Origin of the sequence: Actinomadura sp. K4S16, assembly GCF_008327685.1 — a bacterium.
Classification (GTDB): domain Bacteria; phylum Actinomycetota; class Actinomycetes; order Streptosporangiales; family Streptosporangiaceae; genus Spirillospora.
Genome location: NZ_BDDE01000015.1, coordinates 228740 through 246775, shown reverse-complemented (window position 1 = coordinate 246775; position 18036 = coordinate 228740). Strand labels below are relative to the sequence as shown.

The 18036-nt window shown below is 72.8% G+C and carries 18 protein-coding genes and 1 tRNA gene; 11 read left to right on the top strand and 8 right to left on the bottom strand.

Features of this window, described 5'->3' with window-relative positions; genetic code table 11:
- Positions 1 to 68 precede the first annotated feature (68 nt).
- From K4S16_RS22340 to K4S16_RS22330, 3 genes are all read left to right on the top strand, one after another.
- Positions 69 to 1013 carry an NADP-dependent oxidoreductase gene (locus tag K4S16_RS22340; RefSeq protein ID WP_200842034.1) on the top strand — a complete coding sequence of 315 codons (945 nt, stop codon included), beginning with the start codon at positions 69 to 71 and terminating at the stop codon, positions 1011 to 1013.
- A 60-nt stretch (positions 1014 to 1073) separates the two neighbouring features.
- A complete protein-coding gene (locus tag K4S16_RS22335) occupies positions 1074 to 1292 on the top strand; it encodes a hypothetical protein (RefSeq protein WP_149260955.1) in 219 nt (72 codons plus the stop codon).
- A 63-nt stretch (positions 1293 to 1355) separates the two neighbouring features.
- Positions 1356 to 1712, top strand: a complete 357-nt coding sequence (locus K4S16_RS22330; protein WP_149260954.1) for a M48 family metallopeptidase — start codon at positions 1356 to 1358, stop codon at positions 1710 to 1712.
- A 4-nt stretch (positions 1713 to 1716) separates the two neighbouring features.
- Here K4S16_RS22330 and K4S16_RS22325 read toward each other — a convergent pair whose 3' ends face one another.
- From K4S16_RS22325 to K4S16_RS22310, 4 genes are all read right to left on the bottom strand, one after another.
- On the bottom strand, positions 1717 to 3156 hold the full coding sequence (locus K4S16_RS22325; RefSeq protein WP_235036986.1) for a cell wall metabolism sensor histidine kinase WalK: 1440 nt from the start codon (positions 3154 to 3156) through the stop codon (positions 1717 to 1719).
- A 68-nt stretch (positions 3157 to 3224) separates the two neighbouring features.
- On the bottom strand, positions 3225 to 4121 hold the full coding sequence (locus K4S16_RS22320; RefSeq protein WP_149260953.1) for an ABC transporter permease: 897 nt from the start codon (positions 4119 to 4121) through the stop codon (positions 3225 to 3227).
- Positions 4111 to 4887: an ABC transporter ATP-binding protein gene (locus K4S16_RS22315; protein WP_149260952.1), complete on the bottom strand. Its 777-nt coding sequence runs from the start codon at positions 4885 to 4887 to the stop codon at positions 4111 to 4113. Before K4S16_RS22315 ends, K4S16_RS22320 begins: the two co-directional genes overlap by 11 nt.
- Complete coding sequence (locus K4S16_RS22310) at positions 4884 to 5927, bottom strand: ABC transporter substrate-binding protein (RefSeq protein WP_149260951.1); 1044 nt, start codon at positions 5925 to 5927, stop codon at positions 4884 to 4886. Before K4S16_RS22310 ends, K4S16_RS22315 begins: the two co-directional genes overlap by 4 nt.
- Positions 5928 to 6171: 244 nt before the next feature.
- On the opposite strand from K4S16_RS22310, the gene eno reads away from it, so the two are divergent.
- From eno to K4S16_RS22290, 4 genes are all read left to right on the top strand, one after another.
- Positions 6172 to 7455: a phosphopyruvate hydratase gene (gene eno, locus K4S16_RS22305; protein ID WP_149261235.1), complete on the top strand. Its 1284-nt coding sequence runs from the start codon at positions 6172 to 6174 to the stop codon at positions 7453 to 7455.
- A 95-nt stretch (positions 7456 to 7550) separates the two neighbouring features.
- Positions 7551 to 8000: a septum formation initiator family protein gene (locus K4S16_RS22300; protein WP_149260950.1), complete on the top strand. Its 450-nt coding sequence runs from the start codon at positions 7551 to 7553 to the stop codon at positions 7998 to 8000.
- Positions 8001 to 8055: 55 nt separating this feature from the next.
- Positions 8056 to 8637 (top strand): DUF501 domain-containing protein, encoded by a 582-nt coding sequence (locus K4S16_RS22295; RefSeq protein ID WP_149260949.1) that lies wholly within the window; start codon positions 8056 to 8058, stop codon positions 8635 to 8637.
- Entirely contained in the window at positions 8634 to 9587 is a 954-nt protein-coding gene (locus tag K4S16_RS22290) for a Ppx/GppA phosphatase family protein (RefSeq protein WP_149260948.1), read from the top strand. The genes K4S16_RS22295 and K4S16_RS22290 overlap by 4 nt, the downstream gene beginning before the upstream one ends.
- A 204-nt stretch (positions 9588 to 9791) precedes the next feature.
- Here the strand turns inward: K4S16_RS22290 and K4S16_RS22285 are convergent, their stop codons facing one another.
- A complete protein-coding gene (locus tag K4S16_RS22285; protein ID WP_160160988.1) occupies positions 9792 to 10568 on the bottom strand; it encodes a DUF2510 domain-containing protein in 777 nt (258 codons plus the stop codon).
- Positions 10569 to 10707: 139 nt separating this feature from the next.
- On the opposite strand from K4S16_RS22285, the gene K4S16_RS22280 reads away from it, so the two are divergent.
- From K4S16_RS22280 to K4S16_RS22265, 4 genes are all read left to right on the top strand, one after another.
- Positions 10708 to 11529 (top strand): uracil-DNA glycosylase, encoded by an 822-nt coding sequence (locus K4S16_RS22280; RefSeq protein WP_149260946.1) that lies wholly within the window; start codon positions 10708 to 10710, stop codon positions 11527 to 11529.
- Positions 11530 to 11855: 326 nt separating this feature from the next.
- Positions 11856 to 13202 carry an NAD(P)/FAD-dependent oxidoreductase gene (locus K4S16_RS22275; protein ID WP_149260945.1) on the top strand — a complete coding sequence of 449 codons (1347 nt, stop codon included), beginning with the start codon at positions 11856 to 11858 and terminating at the stop codon, positions 13200 to 13202.
- Positions 13203 to 13315: 113 nt separating this feature from the next.
- Positions 13316 to 13388 (top strand) — tRNA-Leu (locus tag K4S16_RS22270).
- Positions 13389 to 13951: 563 nt separating this feature from the next.
- Entirely contained in the window at positions 13952 to 14758 is an 807-nt protein-coding gene (locus tag K4S16_RS22265) for a Bax inhibitor-1/YccA family protein (protein WP_149260944.1), read from the top strand.
- A gap of 173 nt (positions 14759 to 14931) precedes the next feature.
- Here the strand turns inward: K4S16_RS22265 and K4S16_RS22260 are convergent, their stop codons facing one another.
- The 3 genes from K4S16_RS22260 to K4S16_RS22250 all read right to left on the bottom strand — a co-directional run bounded on the left by K4S16_RS22260 (position 14932) and on the right by K4S16_RS22250 (position 17959).
- Positions 14932 to 15159, bottom strand: coding sequence for a DUF4287 domain-containing protein (locus K4S16_RS22260; RefSeq protein ID WP_149260943.1), 228 nt, complete (start codon positions 15157 to 15159; stop codon positions 14932 to 14934).
- 238 nt (positions 15160 to 15397) lie between these two features.
- On the bottom strand, positions 15398 to 16618 hold the full coding sequence (locus tag K4S16_RS22255; RefSeq protein WP_149260942.1) for an acetyl-CoA C-acetyltransferase: 1221 nt from the start codon (positions 16616 to 16618) through the stop codon (positions 15398 to 15400).
- Between the two features lie 135 nt (positions 16619 to 16753).
- A complete protein-coding gene (locus K4S16_RS22250; RefSeq protein ID WP_200842032.1) occupies positions 16754 to 17959 on the bottom strand; it encodes an SGNH/GDSL hydrolase family protein in 1206 nt (401 codons plus the stop codon).
- Positions 17960 to 18036: the final 77 nt, after the last annotated feature.

The window sequence follows — 18036 nt, the reverse complement described above, 5'->3', positions numbered from 1 at the left end:
AGATCGGTTCGGGGAGATCGACAGCGGGGACGGACGCCCGCACTGATCGTTTCGGGGGACGAATCGCCATGCGAGCCATCGCCGTGTCGGAGTACGGGGCCACCCCGGCGCCGATGAACCTGCCGCCCCCGGAGCCGGGACCGGGCGAGATCCTGGTGCGGGTGATCGCCGCGGGGCTCAACCCGCTGGACTGGAAGATCGCCGAAGGCATGCTCAAGGACTCCGTCGACGTGCCGTTTCCGCTGATCCTCGGCCGGGACGGCGCGGGCGTCGTGGAGGAGGCCGGCGAGGGGGTGACCCGGCTGCGGGCCGGTGAGCAGGTGTACGGGTGCTTCGCGGCGGTGGAGCGGGGGCTCGGCAGCTACGCCGAGTACGCGATCGTCCGCGAGGACGGGCCCGTCGCGAAGATGCCGGAGGGCATGATCTACACGCAGGCGGCGGCGGTGCCGACGGCGAGCGCGACCGCCCTCGCCATGGTCGAGCAGGCGCGGATCGACACCGGCCAGACCGTCCTCGTGGTCGGCGCGACCGGCGGCGTCGGGCAGAGCGTCGTGCAGCTCGCGGCCCGCGCGGGAGCCAAGGTCATCGCGACCGCCCGCGACGACATGGCGGGCACGATGCGGCGCCTCGGCGCGGACGAGACCGTCGACCACTCGGCCGGCGACCTCAACCGGCAGGTGCTCGGCGTCCACACCGACGGGATCGACGCCGTCCTCGACATGGTCAGCGACACCCGGGCGGCCGAGCACCTCGCGCAGCTGCTCCGGCCGGGCGGCACCTACATCACCACCACCTGGGCGGTGAACCCCGACGCCATGGAGGCCAAAGAGCTGCGCGGCGTCAACTTCAAGGGCGAGCCGTCCGCCGAGCTGCTGGACCGGCTCTCCGACCTGATCGACGCGGGCGCGCTGCGCGTCCGGGTCGAGCGGGAGGTACCGCTGGAGCAGGCGGCCGACGCCCTCGCCGACAACCGGCTCGGCGGCGCGCGCGGCAAGACCGTGTTGCGCATCTGACACCTCGCGGAGGTGAGGACGGCGGCGGTGCGGGCATGCAGAGCCGGGAGGAGGAGGCACATGAACGAGAGCGAGCCCGAAGACGACCGGCGCGCCCGGCTCCGCGACCTCGAGGAATCGCTGGCGCGGCTGCGCGCCGACCTTCCCTCGCCGTCCGGCGACCCCACGGACATGGTGGACTCCGGGCAGTACCTCGCCCAGCGCGAGGAACTGCAGGGGCAGATCGACCTGCTGGAGGCCGAACGCGAACGCCTCCGCGCCGATCTCGGCATGACCTGAGCGGCCTGGAGGCGGCCCGGAGGCGGCCGGGAACAAACCCCGGCGGCCTCCGGTTGCGTGGGCATGACCACCTACGAGGAGTTCGAGCGCGCGACGTTGTTCTTCGACGCCCGGGACTACGCGGGCGCGGCGCGCATGCTGGCCCCGATCGTCGACGGCGACCCGGGCAACCGCGCCGCGGTCGAGCTGCTCGCCCGCGCGTACTTCCACAGCGCCCAGCTCGGCCCCGCCGAGGAGACGTTCCGCCGGCTGATCGAGCTGGACCCCGGCAACGGCTGGGCGCACGAGGCCCTCGCCCGCACCCTGGAGCGGCGGAGCCGCCCGGACGAGGCCCGCGCGTTCCGCAAGCTGGCGCGCGCCATGGGCGTCGCGCCCGCGGAGCAGGTCGAGGTCTCCGTGACCGCCGCCGACCTGGCCTGACGGGTCAGTCCGCGGACTCGTCGCGGGGGAGGCGCAGGACGAACCGGGCGCCGGGGACGCCGTCGATGCGGTCGGTGAGGATCAGCGAGCCGCCGTGCGCCTCGGCGATGTCGCGGGAGATCGCGAGGCCGAGGCCGGTGCCGCCGGCGTCGCGGTGCCGGCCCTCGGCCAGCCGCGCGAACCGCTCGAAGACGCGCTCGCGGTCCTCCGGCGCCACGCCCGTCCCGTCGTCGATCACCTCGACCACCGCGGTGGCGGGCGGCTCGTTGCGCAGGATCACCGTCACCTCGTCGACGGCGTGCCGGTCGGCGTTGTCGATCAGGTTGGTGAGCAGCCGCCCCAGCTCGCTGCGCCCGCCGCGCACCGTCACCGGCCCCTCCGCCAGCACCGTCACCTGGACGCGGCGGGGGCGGCGCAGCACCTCCTGGTCGGTGATCTCGGTCAGGTCCACCCGCTCGCGGGAGAAGCCGCGGTCGGCGTCGAGCCGGGCCAGCGCCAGCAGGTCGTCCACCACGGCCGACAGCCGCTCGGTGTTGAGCAGGATGGCGCGCAGCGTGGCGGGGACGTCGGCGTCCTCGGGGGCCGAGAGCGCCAGTTCCAGCTCCATGCGCAGCGCGGTGAGCGGGCTGCGCAGCTCGTGCGACACGTCCGAGACGAACGCGCGCTGCCGCGCGACGGCCTCCTCCAGGCGGTCCAGGGTGGCGTTCACGCTGTCGGCGAGCCGGCCCACCTCGTCCCGGCGGGCCGGGGCCGGGACGCGGCGCTCCAGGTCCGTCGCGGTGATCTCGTCCAGCTTCCGGCGGATGTCCTCGACCGGACGCAGCGCCCGGCTCACCGACAGCCACGTCCCGTAGCCGGCGAGCCCGGTGACGAACGGGACGAAGAACAGGAGCAGCGCCGCCGTGAGCGGGCGCGGCAGCGGCCCCGGCCGGGGAGCCAGCGAGTAGATGAACACCGCGTCCGGCCCGATCCCCACCCGGCGCTCGACGACCACGAAGCAGCGGGCGCCGGGCGCGTCGATGCCGCAGAGGGGGGCGACCCGGCGCTCCTCGAACGGCGACGGCGGCGGGAGCGGGACCCTGGCGCGGCCCTGCATCCGCGGCGTGGCCGCGAGTATGTCGCCCCGCTGGTCCACCACCTGCTGCAGGGTGTCGGTGGTGGGCGAGATGTCCAGGGTCAGCTGACCCTTCTGGAGCGCCGTCGCCGTCCGCCGGTTGTTGCGCGTCAACTGCCGGACAAGGTCGTCGTAGGCGTCCTGGTGGACCTGGACCAGCAGTACCGCGCTCAGCACCGACGACAGCACGAAGGCGATCAGGGAGGCCGCCACCGTCACCCGGAACCGGATCTCCGGGTGGCGCAGGACGGCCCGCCAGATCCAGTGGCTCGGGCCCGTGGAGGGCCGGCTGAGCCGGGCGCGTATGACGACCTCCCGGTGGTGCTGCACTCATGTCAGTACCGGGAATTCTTGCCTGAACAGGGCAAACTGCACCCTGGCCGCCGGGTAAAAGATTCTCAGGCGGAGGCCTCGTCGACGCCCCAGCGGCGCCTGATCGCCCCGTCCACCAGGCCGAACAGCTGGTCGATCACGATGCCGAGGACCAGGATCACCAGCATGTAGGAGATCATGTCGGCGGTGTTGTTGAGCTCCCTGGCCTGCGACAGCAGCACGCCGAGCGAGGTCGTGTCGCCGATCACGACCAGCAGTTCGCCCGCCATCAGGCTGCGCCACGCGAACGCCCAGCCCTGCTTCAGCCCCGCCACGAACGAGGGCAGCGACGCCGGCAGGATCAGGTGCCGGTACAGCGGGATGCCGCGCAGCCCCATCACCTTCCCCGCGCGCAGCAGGATCGGCGGCGTGTAGTCGACGCCCGCGATCAGCCCGTTGGCGATCGACGGCGCGGCCCCGAGGATCACCACGAACAGGATCGCGCTCTCGCTGAGCCGGAACAGCAGGATGGCGAGCGGGAACCAGGCGATCGACGGCATCGTCTGCAGCCCGGTGATCAGCGATCCGAAGGCGCGGCGCAGCACCCGGAACCGCGCCACCAGCGCGCCGACCCCCACCCCGACCGCGACGGCGAAGGCGAACCCGACGGCGGCCCGCCGCATCGTCAGCGCGACCGCGTCCCAGAACCGCGCCGAGGTGAGCCGGCCCCAGAAGACCGGGAGGGTGTCGCGGGGGCCGGGAAGCACCCACGGCTCCTTCCAGCCGCTCCACACGACCAGCTGCCAGGCCGCGAGCGCGATCAGCACGGCCGCGGCCATCGGCCACGCCGCCGACCACGCCCGCCGGCCGAACCTGGTGCGCGCCGTCCCGCCGCCGAGCTCCAGCGCGTCGAGCCCGGCCAACTCGCGGTCGAGCCGCGCCGTCTCCTCCGGAGCCTCTCCCTTCACCACGTCATGCGCCATGCCGGACGACCTCCTCGCGCAGCCGGTCGGTGACGGAGGCGCCCAGGGAGGCGACCTCGGGGGAGTCGATCCGCCGCGGCCGCTCCATCGGGACGGGGAACTCCGCCACGACCCGGCCCGGGCGGCTGCTGAGCAGCACCACCCGGTCGCCGAGCCGGACCGCCTCCCTGACGTTGTGGGTGACGAACAGCACGGTCAGGGCGCGCTCCCGCCAGATCCGCTCGATCTCGTCGTGCAGCAGGTCGCGGGTCATCGCGTCGAGCGCGCCGAACGGCTCGTCCATCAGCAGGACGGTCCGCTGCCCCTCGCCCGCGCCGTCCTCGGTGAGGGCCAGGGCGCGGGCGAGCGCGACCCGCTGCCGCATGCCGCCCGACAGCTGGTGCGGGCGCCTGCCCGCGAACCCGCCGAGGTGCACCGACTCGAGCAGCCGGGCGGCCCGGTCCCGCCGCTCGCCCCGCGCGACGCCGCGCGTCTTCAGGGCGAGCTCCAGGTTGCCCGTCACCGTCAGCCACGGGAACAGGGCGGGCTCCTGGAACATCAGCGCGACCCGGGCGCCGGCCTTGTCGATCGTCCCGGCGCTCGGCCGGTCGAGGTCGGCGACCAGGTTGAGCAGCGTGCTCTTGCCGCAGCCGGACGCGCCGACCAGGCACACGAACTCGCCCGGCGCCACGTCCAGGGACACCTTGTCGAGCGCGAGGAGCGCGGGCCCGCCCGTCCCGAACGCCTTGGAGACCTCGCTGAGGCGGACCGCCGTGTCCGCGGTCATCGGTCGCTGACCTGTGCCTTCCCGCCCGCCTTGAGGACGTCGTTGAGGGGGGCCAGGTTGTAGATCCCGGCCAGGTCGGTCTTCTCCAGCAGGCCGATCTCCTCGGCGTGCCGCGCGCCGCCGACCAGCGAGGACGCGACCGGGTCTGTGGTGAAGTCGATCTCCTTGAAGGCGGCGGCGAGCACGTCCTGCTTCAGCGGCTTGCCGCTCAGCTTCGCGAGGGCGTCGTTGGTGACCTTCTCGGCGTCGGCCCTGTTCCGGTTGATGAAGTCGGTCGCCTCGACGACGCCCTGGAGCAGCTTCTCGACCTGCTCGGGGTGCTTCTTCTCGTACTCCTGGCTGACCAGGAGGTTGGTGATGACGAACTTGCCGCCGGGCCACAGCGACTTCTCGTCCAGCAGCCTCTCGCCCTTGTTCTCCAGGATCAGCCGCGACGCGAAGGGCTCGGGCACCCAGGCGCCGTCGATGTCGCCCTGCGCGAACGTCTGGAGCGTCTGGGCGTTCTCCTGCGGGACGACCTTGACGTCTCCGCTGCCGTCCTTGTTGGCGGTGAGGCCGTTCTTCTTCAGCCAGTACCGCAGCGCGACGTCCTGCGTGTTGCCGAGCTGCGGGGTCGCGATCTTCTTGCCCCGCAGGTCCCCGGCGCCCTTGATCCCGGGCTTCACCACCAGCGAGACACCGCCCGATGCCGCGCCCGAGATGATGTGGACGGCCTTGCCGTGCGACTTGGACCACGCGTTGATGGACGGGTTGGGTCCGACGAACGTCGCGTCGATCGCGCCGGAGAACAGCGCCTCGACGGCGGCGGGCCCCGCATTGAACGTCGCGGTCTTCGGCGCGGCGCCGAGGTGCTTGGCGAAGATGCCCTTCTCGATCCCGACCAGCGCGGTCGCGTGGGTGATGTTCGGGAAGTAGCCGAGCCTGAGCGGCGCGTCCCCCTCGGACCCGCCGCCGCCGTCGCCGCAGGCGGTGAGCGTGCCCGCCGCGGCCAGGACGGTGAGTGCCACGGCGGCGACGCGCCCGCGGAGTCCACGATGCATTGTCATAATTCCCTACTAATCAAGTCTGTTTGACCTGCATAGTAGATAAGGCGGGCGATCTCCGCGTCAAGTCGCGCTCCTGGCACGATCCGGCCGCGACGCGGTCGCCGCAGGAAGTGGTTTGGTCGCAGACGTCCCCTATGCGTGGACCGCCGGGGCAACGGCGAGGCGGTTGGGCGGCGGCGGGGGCGCGCGGATAGGCTCGGTGACCGCACAGACCATCCGCACCATCAGGGGGTTCCCCGTGTCGTCGATCGAGGCCGTACTCGCCCGGGAGATCCTTGACTCCCGCGGCAACCCGACCGTCGAGGTCGAGGTGCTGCTCGCCGATGGGACCGAGGCGCACGCGGCGGTCCCGAGCGGCGCCTCCACGGGCCAGTTCGAGGCCGTCGAGCTGCGGGACGGCGGTGAGCGCTACGGCGGCAAGGGCGTCCGCAACGCCGTCAAGGCCGTCAACGAGACGATCGACGAGAAGCTCGTCGGCTACCCCGCCTCCGACCAGCGCCTGATCGACCAGCTCCTGGTCGACCTCGACGGCACCCCCGCCAAGTCCGCGCTCGGCGCCAACGCCATCCTCGGCGTCAGCCTCGCCGTCGCCAAGGCCGCCGCCGACTCCGCCGGCCTGCCGCTGTTCCGGTACGTGGGCGGCCCGAACGCGCACCTGCTGCCCGTCCCGATGATGAACATCCTGAACGGCGGCGCGCACGCCGACACCAACGTCGACATCCAGGAGTTCATGATCGCGCCGATCGGCGCGGCCACCTTCGCCGAGGCGCTGCGCTGGGGCGCCGAGACCTACCACGCGCTGAAGTCGGTGCTGAAGTCCAAGGGCCTGAACACCGGCCTCGGCGACGAGGGCGGCTTCGCCCCCGACCTGCCGAGCAACCGGGACGCCCTCGACCTCATCCTGGAGGCGATCCGCAAGGCCGGCTTCACCCCCGGCCGCGACATCGCGCTCGCGCTGGACGTCGCCGCCACCGAGTTCCACGCCGACGGCCAGTACGCGTTCGAGGGCACCAAGCGCTCCGCCGACGACATGGCCGCCTACTACGGCGAGCTGCTCGGCAGCTACCCGCTCGTCTCCATCGAGGACCCCCTCGACGAGGAGGACTGGGCCGGCTGGGAGGGCCTCACCGCCGCCGTCGGCGACCGAGTCCAGCTCGTCGGCGACGACCTGTTCGTCACCAACCCCGAGCGGCTCGGCCGCGGCATCAAGTCCGGCGCCGCCAACGCGCTGCTGGTCAAGGTCAACCAGATCGGCACGCTCAGCGAGACCCTCGACGCCGTCTCGCTCGCGCAGACCAGCGGCTACCGCTGCATGATGAGCCACCGGTCCGGCGAGACCGAGGACACCACGATCGCCGACCTCGCCGTCGCGACCAACTGCGGCCAGATCAAGACCGGCGCCCCCGCCCGCAGCGACCGGGTCGCCAAGTACAACCAGCTGCTGCGCATCGAGGAGCTGCTGGACGACGCCGCGCGCTACGCCGGCGCCGCGGCGTTCCCGCGCTTCGACGCGCGGGGCTGAGCCGCGCGGCCCGGCGGGGCGGCGTCCCGTCCCGCCGGGCACCGGGTTCCGGCAGCCGAGCCGCAGGCAGGGGAAACGCTCAGGCAGGGGACACGATGGCGCACGGTGACGACGAGCAGACCGACCACGATTCCGGAGGGCACCGGGCGAGGGGCGGCCGGGGCCGCCGCTCGAACCCGGCGCTGACGAGCCGCGCCGCGATCCTCGCGGTCGTGGTGTGCGCGATCGCGCTGAGCCTCGCCTACCCTGTCCGGGAGTACATCGCCCAGCGCAAGGAGATCGCCGACCTGCGGCGCCAGGAGGCGGTGTCCCGCCGCAAGGTGGAGATACTCGCCCAGCGCAAGCAGCAGCTCGGCGACAAGTCGTACATTGAACGTGAGGCGACGCGCCGGCTGCATTACTGTCGTCCTGACGTGAAGTGCTACATCGTCCTGGACGGCGGTGAAGGGGACGGGCAGCGCTCCCGCAAGGGCGGCACGGAGACCAGGCCGCCCTGGTACGAGACGCTGTGGCGGTCGGTGGAGGCCGCCGACAGGCCCCGCTGACCGTCCCTTGGGCGCGGACGACGAACGGATCCCCCGGATCCGTGGGGTGGGACTGATGATCGAAGCACGTGACACGGCCGCGGTCGCGGCCCAGCTGGGGCGCGAGCCGCGCGGCGTCCGCCGGGTGGCGAGCCGCTGCCCCTGCGGGCTGCCCGCCGTGATCGAGACGGCGCCGCGGCTCCCGGACGGGACGCCCTTCCCCACCCTGTTCTACCTGACGTGCCCGAAAGCCGCCTCGGCCATCGGGACGCTGGAGGGCAGCGGCGCCATGCGCGACATGCAGGCCCGGCTCGCCGCCGACCCGTCCCTGGCGGCCGAGTACGCCGCCGCGCACGAGGACTACCTGCGCCGCCGCGACGAGGCCGCCCGCGAGGACGGCGTCGAGCCGCTCCCGCCCGGCATGCAGAGCGCCGGCGGCATGCCGGAGCGCGTCAAGTGCCTGCACGCCCTCGTCGCGCACGAGCTGGCGGTGCCGGGCGCCAACCCGTTCGGCCGCGAGGCCCTCGACGCGCTGCCCGACTGGTGGCGCTCGGGGCCCTGCGCCCAGGTGGAATGCGGCACGCCGGAGAACGGCGCGGCGGAGAGCGGCACGACGGAGACCGACCACGCGGAACCGGAACCGAGGGAGGCGCGGTGACGCGCGTCGCGGCCATCGACTGCGGGACCAACTCGGTCCGCCTGCTGATCGCCGACATCGCGGCGGGGGGCGGCGACGGCGAGGGCGGCGGAAGCCTGACCGACGTCGAGCGCCGGATGGAGATCGTCCGGCTGGGCGAGGGCGTCGACCGGACCGGGCGGCTGTCGCCCGCCGCGCTGGAGCGCACCTTCACCGCGATGCGCGGGTACGCCGAGCTGATCGAGCGGCACGGGGACGGGCACGGGCCGATCAAGACCCGGGTGGTGGCGACCAGCGCGACCCGCGACGCCGCCAACCGGGCCGACTTCGTCAGCGGCGTCGTCGACATCTTCGGCGTCGTCCCCGAGGTGATCAGCGGGGACGAGGAGGCCGGGCTGTCGTTCACCGGCGCCACCCGGGAGCTGGCGAAGCTGCGCCCCGCCCGCCCCTACCTGGTCGTCGACATCGGCGGCGGGTCCACCGAGTTCGTGCTCGGCAGCTCATCGGCGGACGCGGCCCGCTCCATCGACATCGGCTGCGTGCGGATGACCGAGCGGCACCTGCGGGACGACCCGCCCTCGCCCGAGCAGATCTCCAACGCCGCCGCCGACATCGACGCGGCGCTCGCCGCCGTCCGCGAGAGCGTCCCGGTGGACGAGGCGCGCACCCTCGTGGGGCTCGCCGGGTCCGTCACCACGGTCGCCGGCATCGCGCTCGACCTGCCGACCTACCAGCCGGAGCGCATCCACCTCGCGCGGATCACCGCCGGCCAGGTGCACGAGGTGACGCGGCGGCTGCTGCACGCCACCCGCGCCGAGCGCGCCGAGTTCGGCGTCATGCACCCCGGCCGCGTCGACGTGATCGGCGCCGGCGCGCTCATCCTGGACCGGATCATGCGCGAGTACGGGTTCGGAGCGGTCGTCGTCAGCGAGCACGACATCCTCGACGGCATCGCCTGGTCGCTGTGTTGATTCAGTCCCGGCCCCCTTCGCTCGCCTTGCGGCTGTGTTAATACAGTCCCGGACCACTTCGCTCGCCTGGCGGCTCGCTGCGTGACCGTGCCTGGGCGAACGCGGCATCGCTTCGCGATCTGCCCGGTTCCGCTCGCCTCCGGCTTCGCTCCACCGGCCAGGTCACGCGTTCGCGCGCGTGGCCGAGGCCACTTTGCGACAGGCCTAGTACTTGAGGCGGGTCAGCAGGGCGGGGATCAGCACCGCGTTCGGGTTCTGCTGCGGGACGTAGAGCAGCGGCGCGGTGCCGCCGGACTGCTGGATCCAGACCCGGCCCCGGTCGACGGTCGCGCCGGAGATCAGCGACCAGCTCAGCGACACCCGGTTGCCGCGCACGCCGCCCGGGTGGACGGTCAGCCCCTGCGCCACGTCGACCGACTCGCCCGCGCGCACGCGGCGGGCCAGCTCCTCGACGATCCGCGGCTCCGCGTACTCCTGGCAGAGCTGGATCAGCCGCCCCCAGACGTGCTCGGGCTCGCCGTCCGCCCCCGGCGAGCGGCCGGGCAGGACGCCCGGCTCGACCACCACCTCCACGCGGGGGCCGCCGCGGAACGGGTACCGCCCCGCCTGGAAGATCCACTGAGTGGCGGGGGCGCGGCCGTGTGCGGCCGGGTGCTCGGCCGCCCAGTACGCCACCCACTCGACCCGCGCCCAGGCGAGCGACGCGTTCCCGTAGGCGACGCCCTGGTCGTCGGCGTGCAGGCGCAGGCCGCGCACGTTCACGTCGAGGGCGGGGACGAAGGGGGCGCGGTCCCAGGTCGGGACGTGCGGGGCGGCGTGGTGCGTCCCGCCGGAGGTCCCGCGGTCCGGGCGCTGCTCGCGGCGCGGGATCCGGGGCGGGCGGTCGGGTTCGGGGTTCAGCCGCTCGGTCCAGTTCTGCCCGTCCCACCAGCGCAGGCTCCCAGTCCCGTAAGGGTCTGGGTACCAGCCCGGTTGCGACACTCCTGCCTCCCACCTCGCACAACGCGCGTGCCGGACCACCGCCTCCCCGACCGGCGAACGCATCGTACCGATCGGACCCGCTCGCCACCGGCCATGGGCGGAACCCGGCCACCGGCTGTGGCGTGGGACGATCGGTGGTATGCCGCCCGCCAACCCTCCGTTCGTGCCGCCCGGGTCAGGGTGGCCGGAAGACCCCGCCGTCCCCGCGACCCCCGTCGCGCACGGCGCGGGCGACGTCGCCGAACTGGCCGCCGGGGCGCCGGATCTGCACGAGCTGTGCGCCCGCCAGTCGGTGTGCCGCGCCTGCGACCGCCTCGTGGAGTGGCGGGAGAAGGTCGCCGTCCAGCGCCGCCGGGCCTTCGCGGACGAGCGGTACTGGGGGCGTCCCGTCGCGGGATGGGGCGACGAGCGCCCGCGGATCCTGATCGTCGGGCTCGCCCCGGCCGCGCACGGCGGCAACCGCACCGGCCGGATCTTCACCGGCGACCGCTCGGGCGACTGGCTGTTCGCGTCCCTGCACCGGGTCGGGCTGGCGGCCCGGCCGACCAGCGTCCACGCGGGCGACGGGCAGCGGCTGATCGGCGCGCGGATGTCGGCGACCGTCCGCTGCGCCCCGCCCGACAACAAGCCGACCCCGCTGGAGCGGACCACCTGCCTGCCGTGGCTCGCCCGCGAGGTCGCGGAGGTCGCCCCGACCGTCCGCTGCGTGGTGTGCCTCGGCGGGTTCGCCTGGCAGGGCGTGTGGCCCGCGCTGAAGCAGGCCGGGTACGGGGTGCCGCGCCCCCGGCCGAAGTTCGGCCACGGCGCCGAGGTCGAGCTGGCGCCGCCGCCGTCCGAGCCCCGGCGCGACCCCGTCCTGCTGCTGGGCTGCTACCACCCGAGCCAGCAGAACACCTTCACCGGCCGGGTCACCGAGGACATGCTGGACGCCGTCTTCGTCCGCGCCCGCGACTACCGCTAGCGGGACCGGGCGCTCGCCGTCCAGGGCGCCGGCCCGAGCCCGTCGCGCCGGCGGAACGGCCCGGACGAACCGCGGCATCGCTTCCCCCCGATCACCGTCTCCGCGAGGAGTTCGACGGCGAGGCAGGGCCGTGGCCAAGCGGCCGTGGTGCGGCGGACCGGCCCCTGCACCGATCCGCCGCCCGCGACCGCTTGGCGCCCCCGTCGGGCCCTGGCCTCGCCGTCTCCCTTCTGGCGTTACAACGGGTGAGATGCCGACGGTGGGGAGGAAGTTCGCAACTGCGGCCAAGACGTGAGCGGACCGCAGAACCGGGTACCGCTCCGGATATGCCATCCCAGCGCACGAAACAGATCGTGATCGTCGGCGGCGGGTACGTCGGCATGTACACGGCCCTGCGCCTGCAGAAGAGGCTGCGCGGCGAACTGCGCCGCGGCGAGGTCGCCGTCACCGTCATCGATCCCCAGTCCTACATGACCTACCAGCCGTTCCTGCCCGAGGCGGCCGCGGGGAACCTGGAGCCCCGGCACGTCGTCGCGCCGCTGCGCAAGGTCCTGAACCGCTGCCGGATCGTGAACGGGTTCGTGACGCGGATCGACAACGCGTCCAAGCGCGTCACCATCAGGCCGGCCGGGTCGAACCACGGCGTGCCGGAGCGGGACGTGGAGTACGACATGCTCGTGGTCTGCCTCGGGTCCATCTCCCGGACGCTGCCCATCCCCGGCCTGGCCGAATGCGGGATCGGCTTCAAGACCGTCGAAGAGGCGATCTTCCTGCGCAACCATGTCATCCACCAGCTCGACATCGCCGCGTCCAACCCGAACGACGAGGCCGTCCGCAAGCGCGCCCTCACGTTCGTGTTCGTCGGCGCCGGATTCGCGGGCATCGAGGCCATCGCCGAGCTGGAGGACATGGCCCGCGACGCCTGCAAGTGGTACCCGACCATCGACGAGGAGGAGATGCGCTGGATGATGGTCGAGGCCACCGACCGCATCCTCCCCGAGGTGGGCCCCGAGATGGGCCGCTGGACCGCCGAGGCCCTGCGCCGGCGCGGCATCGAGGTCAAGATGAACACGCTGCTGAAGTCCACGGAGAAGCGGCACATCGTGCTGAGCGACGGCGAGGAGTTCGACGCCGGAACCCTCGTCTGGACCGCCGGAGTCAAGCCGCACCCCGTCGTCAAGGAGAGCGACCTGCCCCTGGACGACAAGTCCCGCATCAAGTGCACCGCCGACCTGACCGTGGAAGGGCTCGACGGTGTCTACGCCGCCGGCGACAACGCCGCCGTCCCCGACCTCACCGACACCGGCGACTTCACCGCGCCCAACGCCCAGCACGCGGTCCGGCAGGCCAAGCGCCTCGCCGACAACATCGTGGCGGACCTGCGCGGCAAGCCCAGGAAGCCGTACGTGCACGCCTACGTCGGCTCCGTCGCGGGCCTCGGCCTGCACAAGGGCGTCGCCAACGTCTACGGGCTCAAGCTCCGCGGCCTCCCCGCGTGGTTCATGCACCGCACCTACCACCTGTCGCGCATGCCGACCGTCAACCGCAAGTTCCGGATCACCATGGACTGGACGCTCTCGGCGTTCTTCCGCCGCGAGATCGTCTCGCTCGGGGAACTCGAATCGCCCCGCCAGGAGTTCGAGCTCGCGGCCGGCCGCCAGCACGACATCTGACAACCGTTCTTGACCGACCGGACCGTTCCACTGGCCGAACCCGGCCGCCGAAGCCCCATTCCCACGGCCCTTGGAGAAGGCGGTGGCAGCCACTGACTCGATATGATGACGCCGCCCCTGTAGCCCAATGGCAGAGGCGGGCTCCCTAAAAGAGCCATTGTGTCGGTTCGAGTCCGACCAGGGGCACTGTGTCTGCCCAGGGGGGCGACCCCCTGGAACCCCCGTTGCGAGCCGGGCGATCCTCACGCCACGGCTGAGGTTCTTGTGCCCGTGCGGGTTTGTCTCGTGGCGCTGCGGTCGCCCGGCTCGGCGGGTCGTGCGGCCTCCAGGCGCCTGGAGCGCCTTCCGGCCGCCCGCCCCGCTGTGTTTCCCAGGGGGAGCGACCCCCCTGGAACCCCCCGTTGCGAGCCGGGCGATCCTCACGCCACGGCTGAGGTTCTTGTGCCCGTGCGGGCTTGTGCGTGGCGCTGCGGTCGCCCGGCTCGGCGGGGCGTGCGGCCTCCAGGCGCTTAGAGCGCCTTCCGGCCGCCCGCCCCGCGGACCGGTTCAGGTCCACTCCAAGAGCGTTATGGCGTGGCCCGTCCAGGAACGTTGGACGTGGATGTTCTGAGCCTTTTGGGGGGTGTCCTTGCGGGGAGTGGTCAAGGGCGGGGGGGAAATGCGGGATTGGTTGGGCGGGGTTTCGGCTGATCAACCGGGGGGAGTGCGGCTTACACTGAGGGTTCACGTCGGCCGAAGTGGAGACTCTGATGGAGAGTAGAAATCCCGCGTTCCGGGGAGGAGCCTTCGACCAGCGGGGCGGAGGGTTCGGGGCGCAGCCCTACGGGGCGCAGCCCTACGGAGGGGGCGGGTACGCCGCGCCCGGGTACGCGCCGCCCGCCACCCGGCCGATGACCATGGACGACGTCGTCGTCCGCGGGTTCCTGACGCTCGCGACCCTGGTGGTCACGGCGGCGCTGGCCTGGACGCTCGTGCCCACCTCGCTCGCCGGGCCCGTGCTCGTCCTCGCGCTCGTCGCCGAGATCGGCATCTGGGCGTTCATCACGTTCGGCCGCAAGGCCAACGCGGCGATGGTGCTGGCGTTCGCCGCGGTCTACGGCGTCGTCGTCGGAATCATCAGCCACTCCTACAACGACCTCTACCACGGGGTCGTGTTCCAGGCCGTGATCGGGACGGCGCTGGCGTTCGGCGCCACCCTCGCCGTCTACGCGCTGCGCATCGTCCGGGTCACGCCCAAGTTCGCCAAGTTCGTGATGGCCGCCGGGCTCGCGCTGATCGGGCTCATGGTCGTCAACCTCGTGGTGCACCTCTTCGGCGGCGACCACGGCATCGGCATCCGCGACCCCGGCAGCCCGCTCGCCTACGTCTTCAGCGTCGCCGCGATCCTCGTCGGCTGCTTCTTCCTGCTGCTCGACTTCGACTCGATCGAGAACGGCGTCCGGGCGGGCGCGCCCGAGAAGTTCGCGTGGTACTGCGCGTTCGGGCTGGTGCTGAGCCTGGTGTGGATCTACCTGGAGATCCTGCGGCTGCTCAGCTACTTCTCCGGACGCGACTAGCGTCCCGCAAGGATCAGCCCCGCGCCGGGCGGCGTGGGGCTGATCTTTGTGCGGGATCTCTGCGCCAAGGTCGCGGCGGCACGGCGCCGCGACTGCGGGGGCATCCTCTGGCGGGATCCCGCAACGTCCGTTATGAAGTTCGCTCGGTACGTCCCCCCGAGGGAGGGACGTGCTCAGTAGTGGCGGGCGCGGCGCGCGCGCTCGTGCTCGCGGACCAGCGCCGCGGCGTAGCCATGCGAGAGGTTGTGCTCCTCGGCCAGCCAGGTGCTGCGTTCCTCGCAGCGGGTGAACGACGGGCCGTTCTCGATGGCGGTGAACCACTCGGGGATGTCACGTCCTGTGACTTGCGGGATGCGGGCGATCAGCTTGCTGTGCGTCTCCGGCGAGTGGTTCAGTGACAATTGGCACCTCCAGGTCGCGGGCCTCTTCCTGCCGACTCTGCAACACCTCCGCGCATGTGACAACCCCCTAACGGGGACCTATCTTTTACGTTACGTAGATCATTTGTAGCGGGGATGTTCCCCGGAAACGCGCAGGTGGCCCGCATGGAGCCGCCTGAGGGCGGTTCCGGGCGGGCCACCGGATGCTTCTTGCCGGAAAGTTTGTTCGTCGTTTCCCGAGGTAAGTTCGGCCTTACCTCTAGGAGAGGCGCTCCAGGACCATCGCCATGCCCTGGCCGCCGCCCACGCACATGGTCTCCAGCCCGAACTGCTTGTCGTGGAACCGGAGGCCGTTGAGCAGCGTGGAGGTGATCCGGGCGCCGGTCATGCCGAAGGGGTGACCGACCGCGATCGCGCCGCCGTTGACGTTCAGCTTGTCGAGGTCGATGCCGAGGTCCTCGGCGGACGGCAGCACCTGCGCCGCGAACGCCTCGTTGATCTCGACGAGGTCGATGTCGTCGATCGTCATCCCGGCCTTGGCGAGGGCCTTGCGGGACGCCTCCACCGGGCCGAGGCCCATGATCTCGGGGGACAGGCCGGTGACGCCGGTCGACACGATCCGGGCCAGCGGGGTGATGCCGAGCTCGGCGGCCTTGGTGTCGCTCATGACGACGACCGCGGCGGCGCCGTCGTTGAGCGGGCAGCAGTTGCCCGCGGTGACCGTCCCGTCCGGCCGGAACACCGGCTGGAGCTGCGACACCTTCTCGTAGGTGGTGCCGGGGCGGGGGCCGTCGTCCTTGGCGACGACGGAGCCGTCCGGCAGCGTCACCGGGGTGATGTCCTTCTCCCAGAACCCGTTGGCGAGGGCCTTCTCGGCGAGGTTCTGCGAGCGGACGCCGAACTCGTCCTGCGCCTGCCGGGACACGCCGCGCATGCCCGCCACGTTCTCTGCGGTCTGGCCCATCGCGATGTAGATGTCGGGCACCGCGCCGTCCTCGCGGGGGTCGTGCCACACGGGGGCGCCGCCCTCGCCGGCCCGGGCGGTGCGGGCCTGGGCCTCCTCGAACACCGGGTTCTGCGTGTCGGGCAGGCCGTCGCTGCTGCCCTTGGCGAACCGGCTCACGGTCTCGACGCCCGCCGAGACGATGACGTCGGCCTCGCCGGCGCGGATCGCGTGCAGCGCCATCCGGGTCGTCTGGAGGGAGGACGAGCAGTAGCGGGTGATGGTCGCGCCGGGCACGTTGTCCCAGCCCAGCAGGACCGACACGACGCGCGCCATGTTGTAGCCCTGCTCGCCGCCCGGCAGGCCGCAGCCGAGCAGCAGGTCGTCGATCTGGCTCGGGTCCAGCTGCGGGACCTTCGCCATCGCGGCGGTGACCATCTGGGCGGTGAGGTCGTCGGGCCGGATGTCCTTGAGCGACCCCTTGAAGGCGCGGCCGATCGGCGAGCGCGCGGTTGCGACGATGACTGCCTCGGGCATGTGCGGGTCTCCTTCTCAGCGGCCAACGGTGTTACTCACCGGTCACCAGCAATCTAGCCGCTGGTCGCACGCGGCGTACACGCCGCCCCCCGGGCCTGGTGGACGGCGCGTCCAATAAGTGTCGACTTACCTCGCTCACCTGGGCGAAGTCCCGGCGGCGCGGTGACCGCCGCCCCATGTGCCCGGGACGCCGGGCGCCGCAGGCTGGGAGCGACGCCACCGGCCGGGCCGTCGCAGGCGCGCGCGGAGGCCCGGCCGGGGTCCCGGACCGCCGGGGCCCGCCACCGGTGACCGGGCGGGCTCCGGCCCCGCGAGGGCGGCGCGGTCCTCGCCCGCAGTGTCCTCATCTGCATGGCGCTCGGCTTCGCGGCGGCGGGGCAGGTGGGGGCGGCGCAACGGGTACCGGAGCGTGGCCCAGCGGCCCCGGGGACCGCGGTCGCGGCCTGCCAGCGACGCGCCGCTGACCTCCGTACCGGCCCGCTCCGCGGCCTCGACGGCGGCGAGGTAGACGGGGATGACGTCCGCCGTCAGATGGCCGGACAGGTCGCGCCGCAGGCCCAGCGCGGACGCCATCGACGGCAGCACCGCGGCGGACGCGGCGGCGTAGCCGCGGGCCGACGGGTGGTAGCGGTCCTCGCTGAACATGGAGAGCGGGTCGGCGGCGAACTCGGGGCCGAGCAGGTCGCCGAGCGACACCGACCGGCCGCCGCGCTCGACGACGGCGATCGTCTGGGCGGCGGCGAGCTGGCGGCTCGCCCGGCGCGCGAACCAGCGCAGCGGCGGCATCAGCGACCTGACCGAGCCGAGGTCGGGGCAGGTGCCGACGACGACATGGCTCCCGGCGCCGCGCAACCGCTCCACCGCCTCCCCGAGGTGGCGGACGGACTCGACCGCCGGCACCCGCCCGGTCACGTCGTTGGCGCCGATCATGATGACGGCGATGTCGGGACGGGTCTGCAGAGCCTGGGCGACCTGGCCGCCGAGCGCCTCCGAGCGGGACCCGGAGCGGGCCACGTTCGTCAGCCGGACCGGACGCCCCGCGACCGCCGCCAGCCCGGCGGCGAGCAGCGCGGCGGGCGTCTCCTCCGGAGTGTGCACGCCCAGCCCGGCGGCGGTGGAGTCGCCCAGCATGACGAGCGAGAGGGGCTCGCCGCCGTGCGCCTCGCCGTACAGCCCGTCCGCCACGGGCGGGTCGCCGTTCGGCCGCGACAGGATGGTCCTGCGGGCGAGCCGGGCCTGCATGAGGAGCAGGCCGAACGTGATTCCGCCGAGTGCGGTGATGCCTCCGCCGCCGTAGGCCGCGGCCGCCGCGATACGGCGTGCGGTGAATGCCCTCAACATGCTGCGCTGACCCTCCGTGAATGATTTCCTACCCGCGCCAAAGGGTCGCGATACCTGCGGTGGCCGATCTCGGCTAC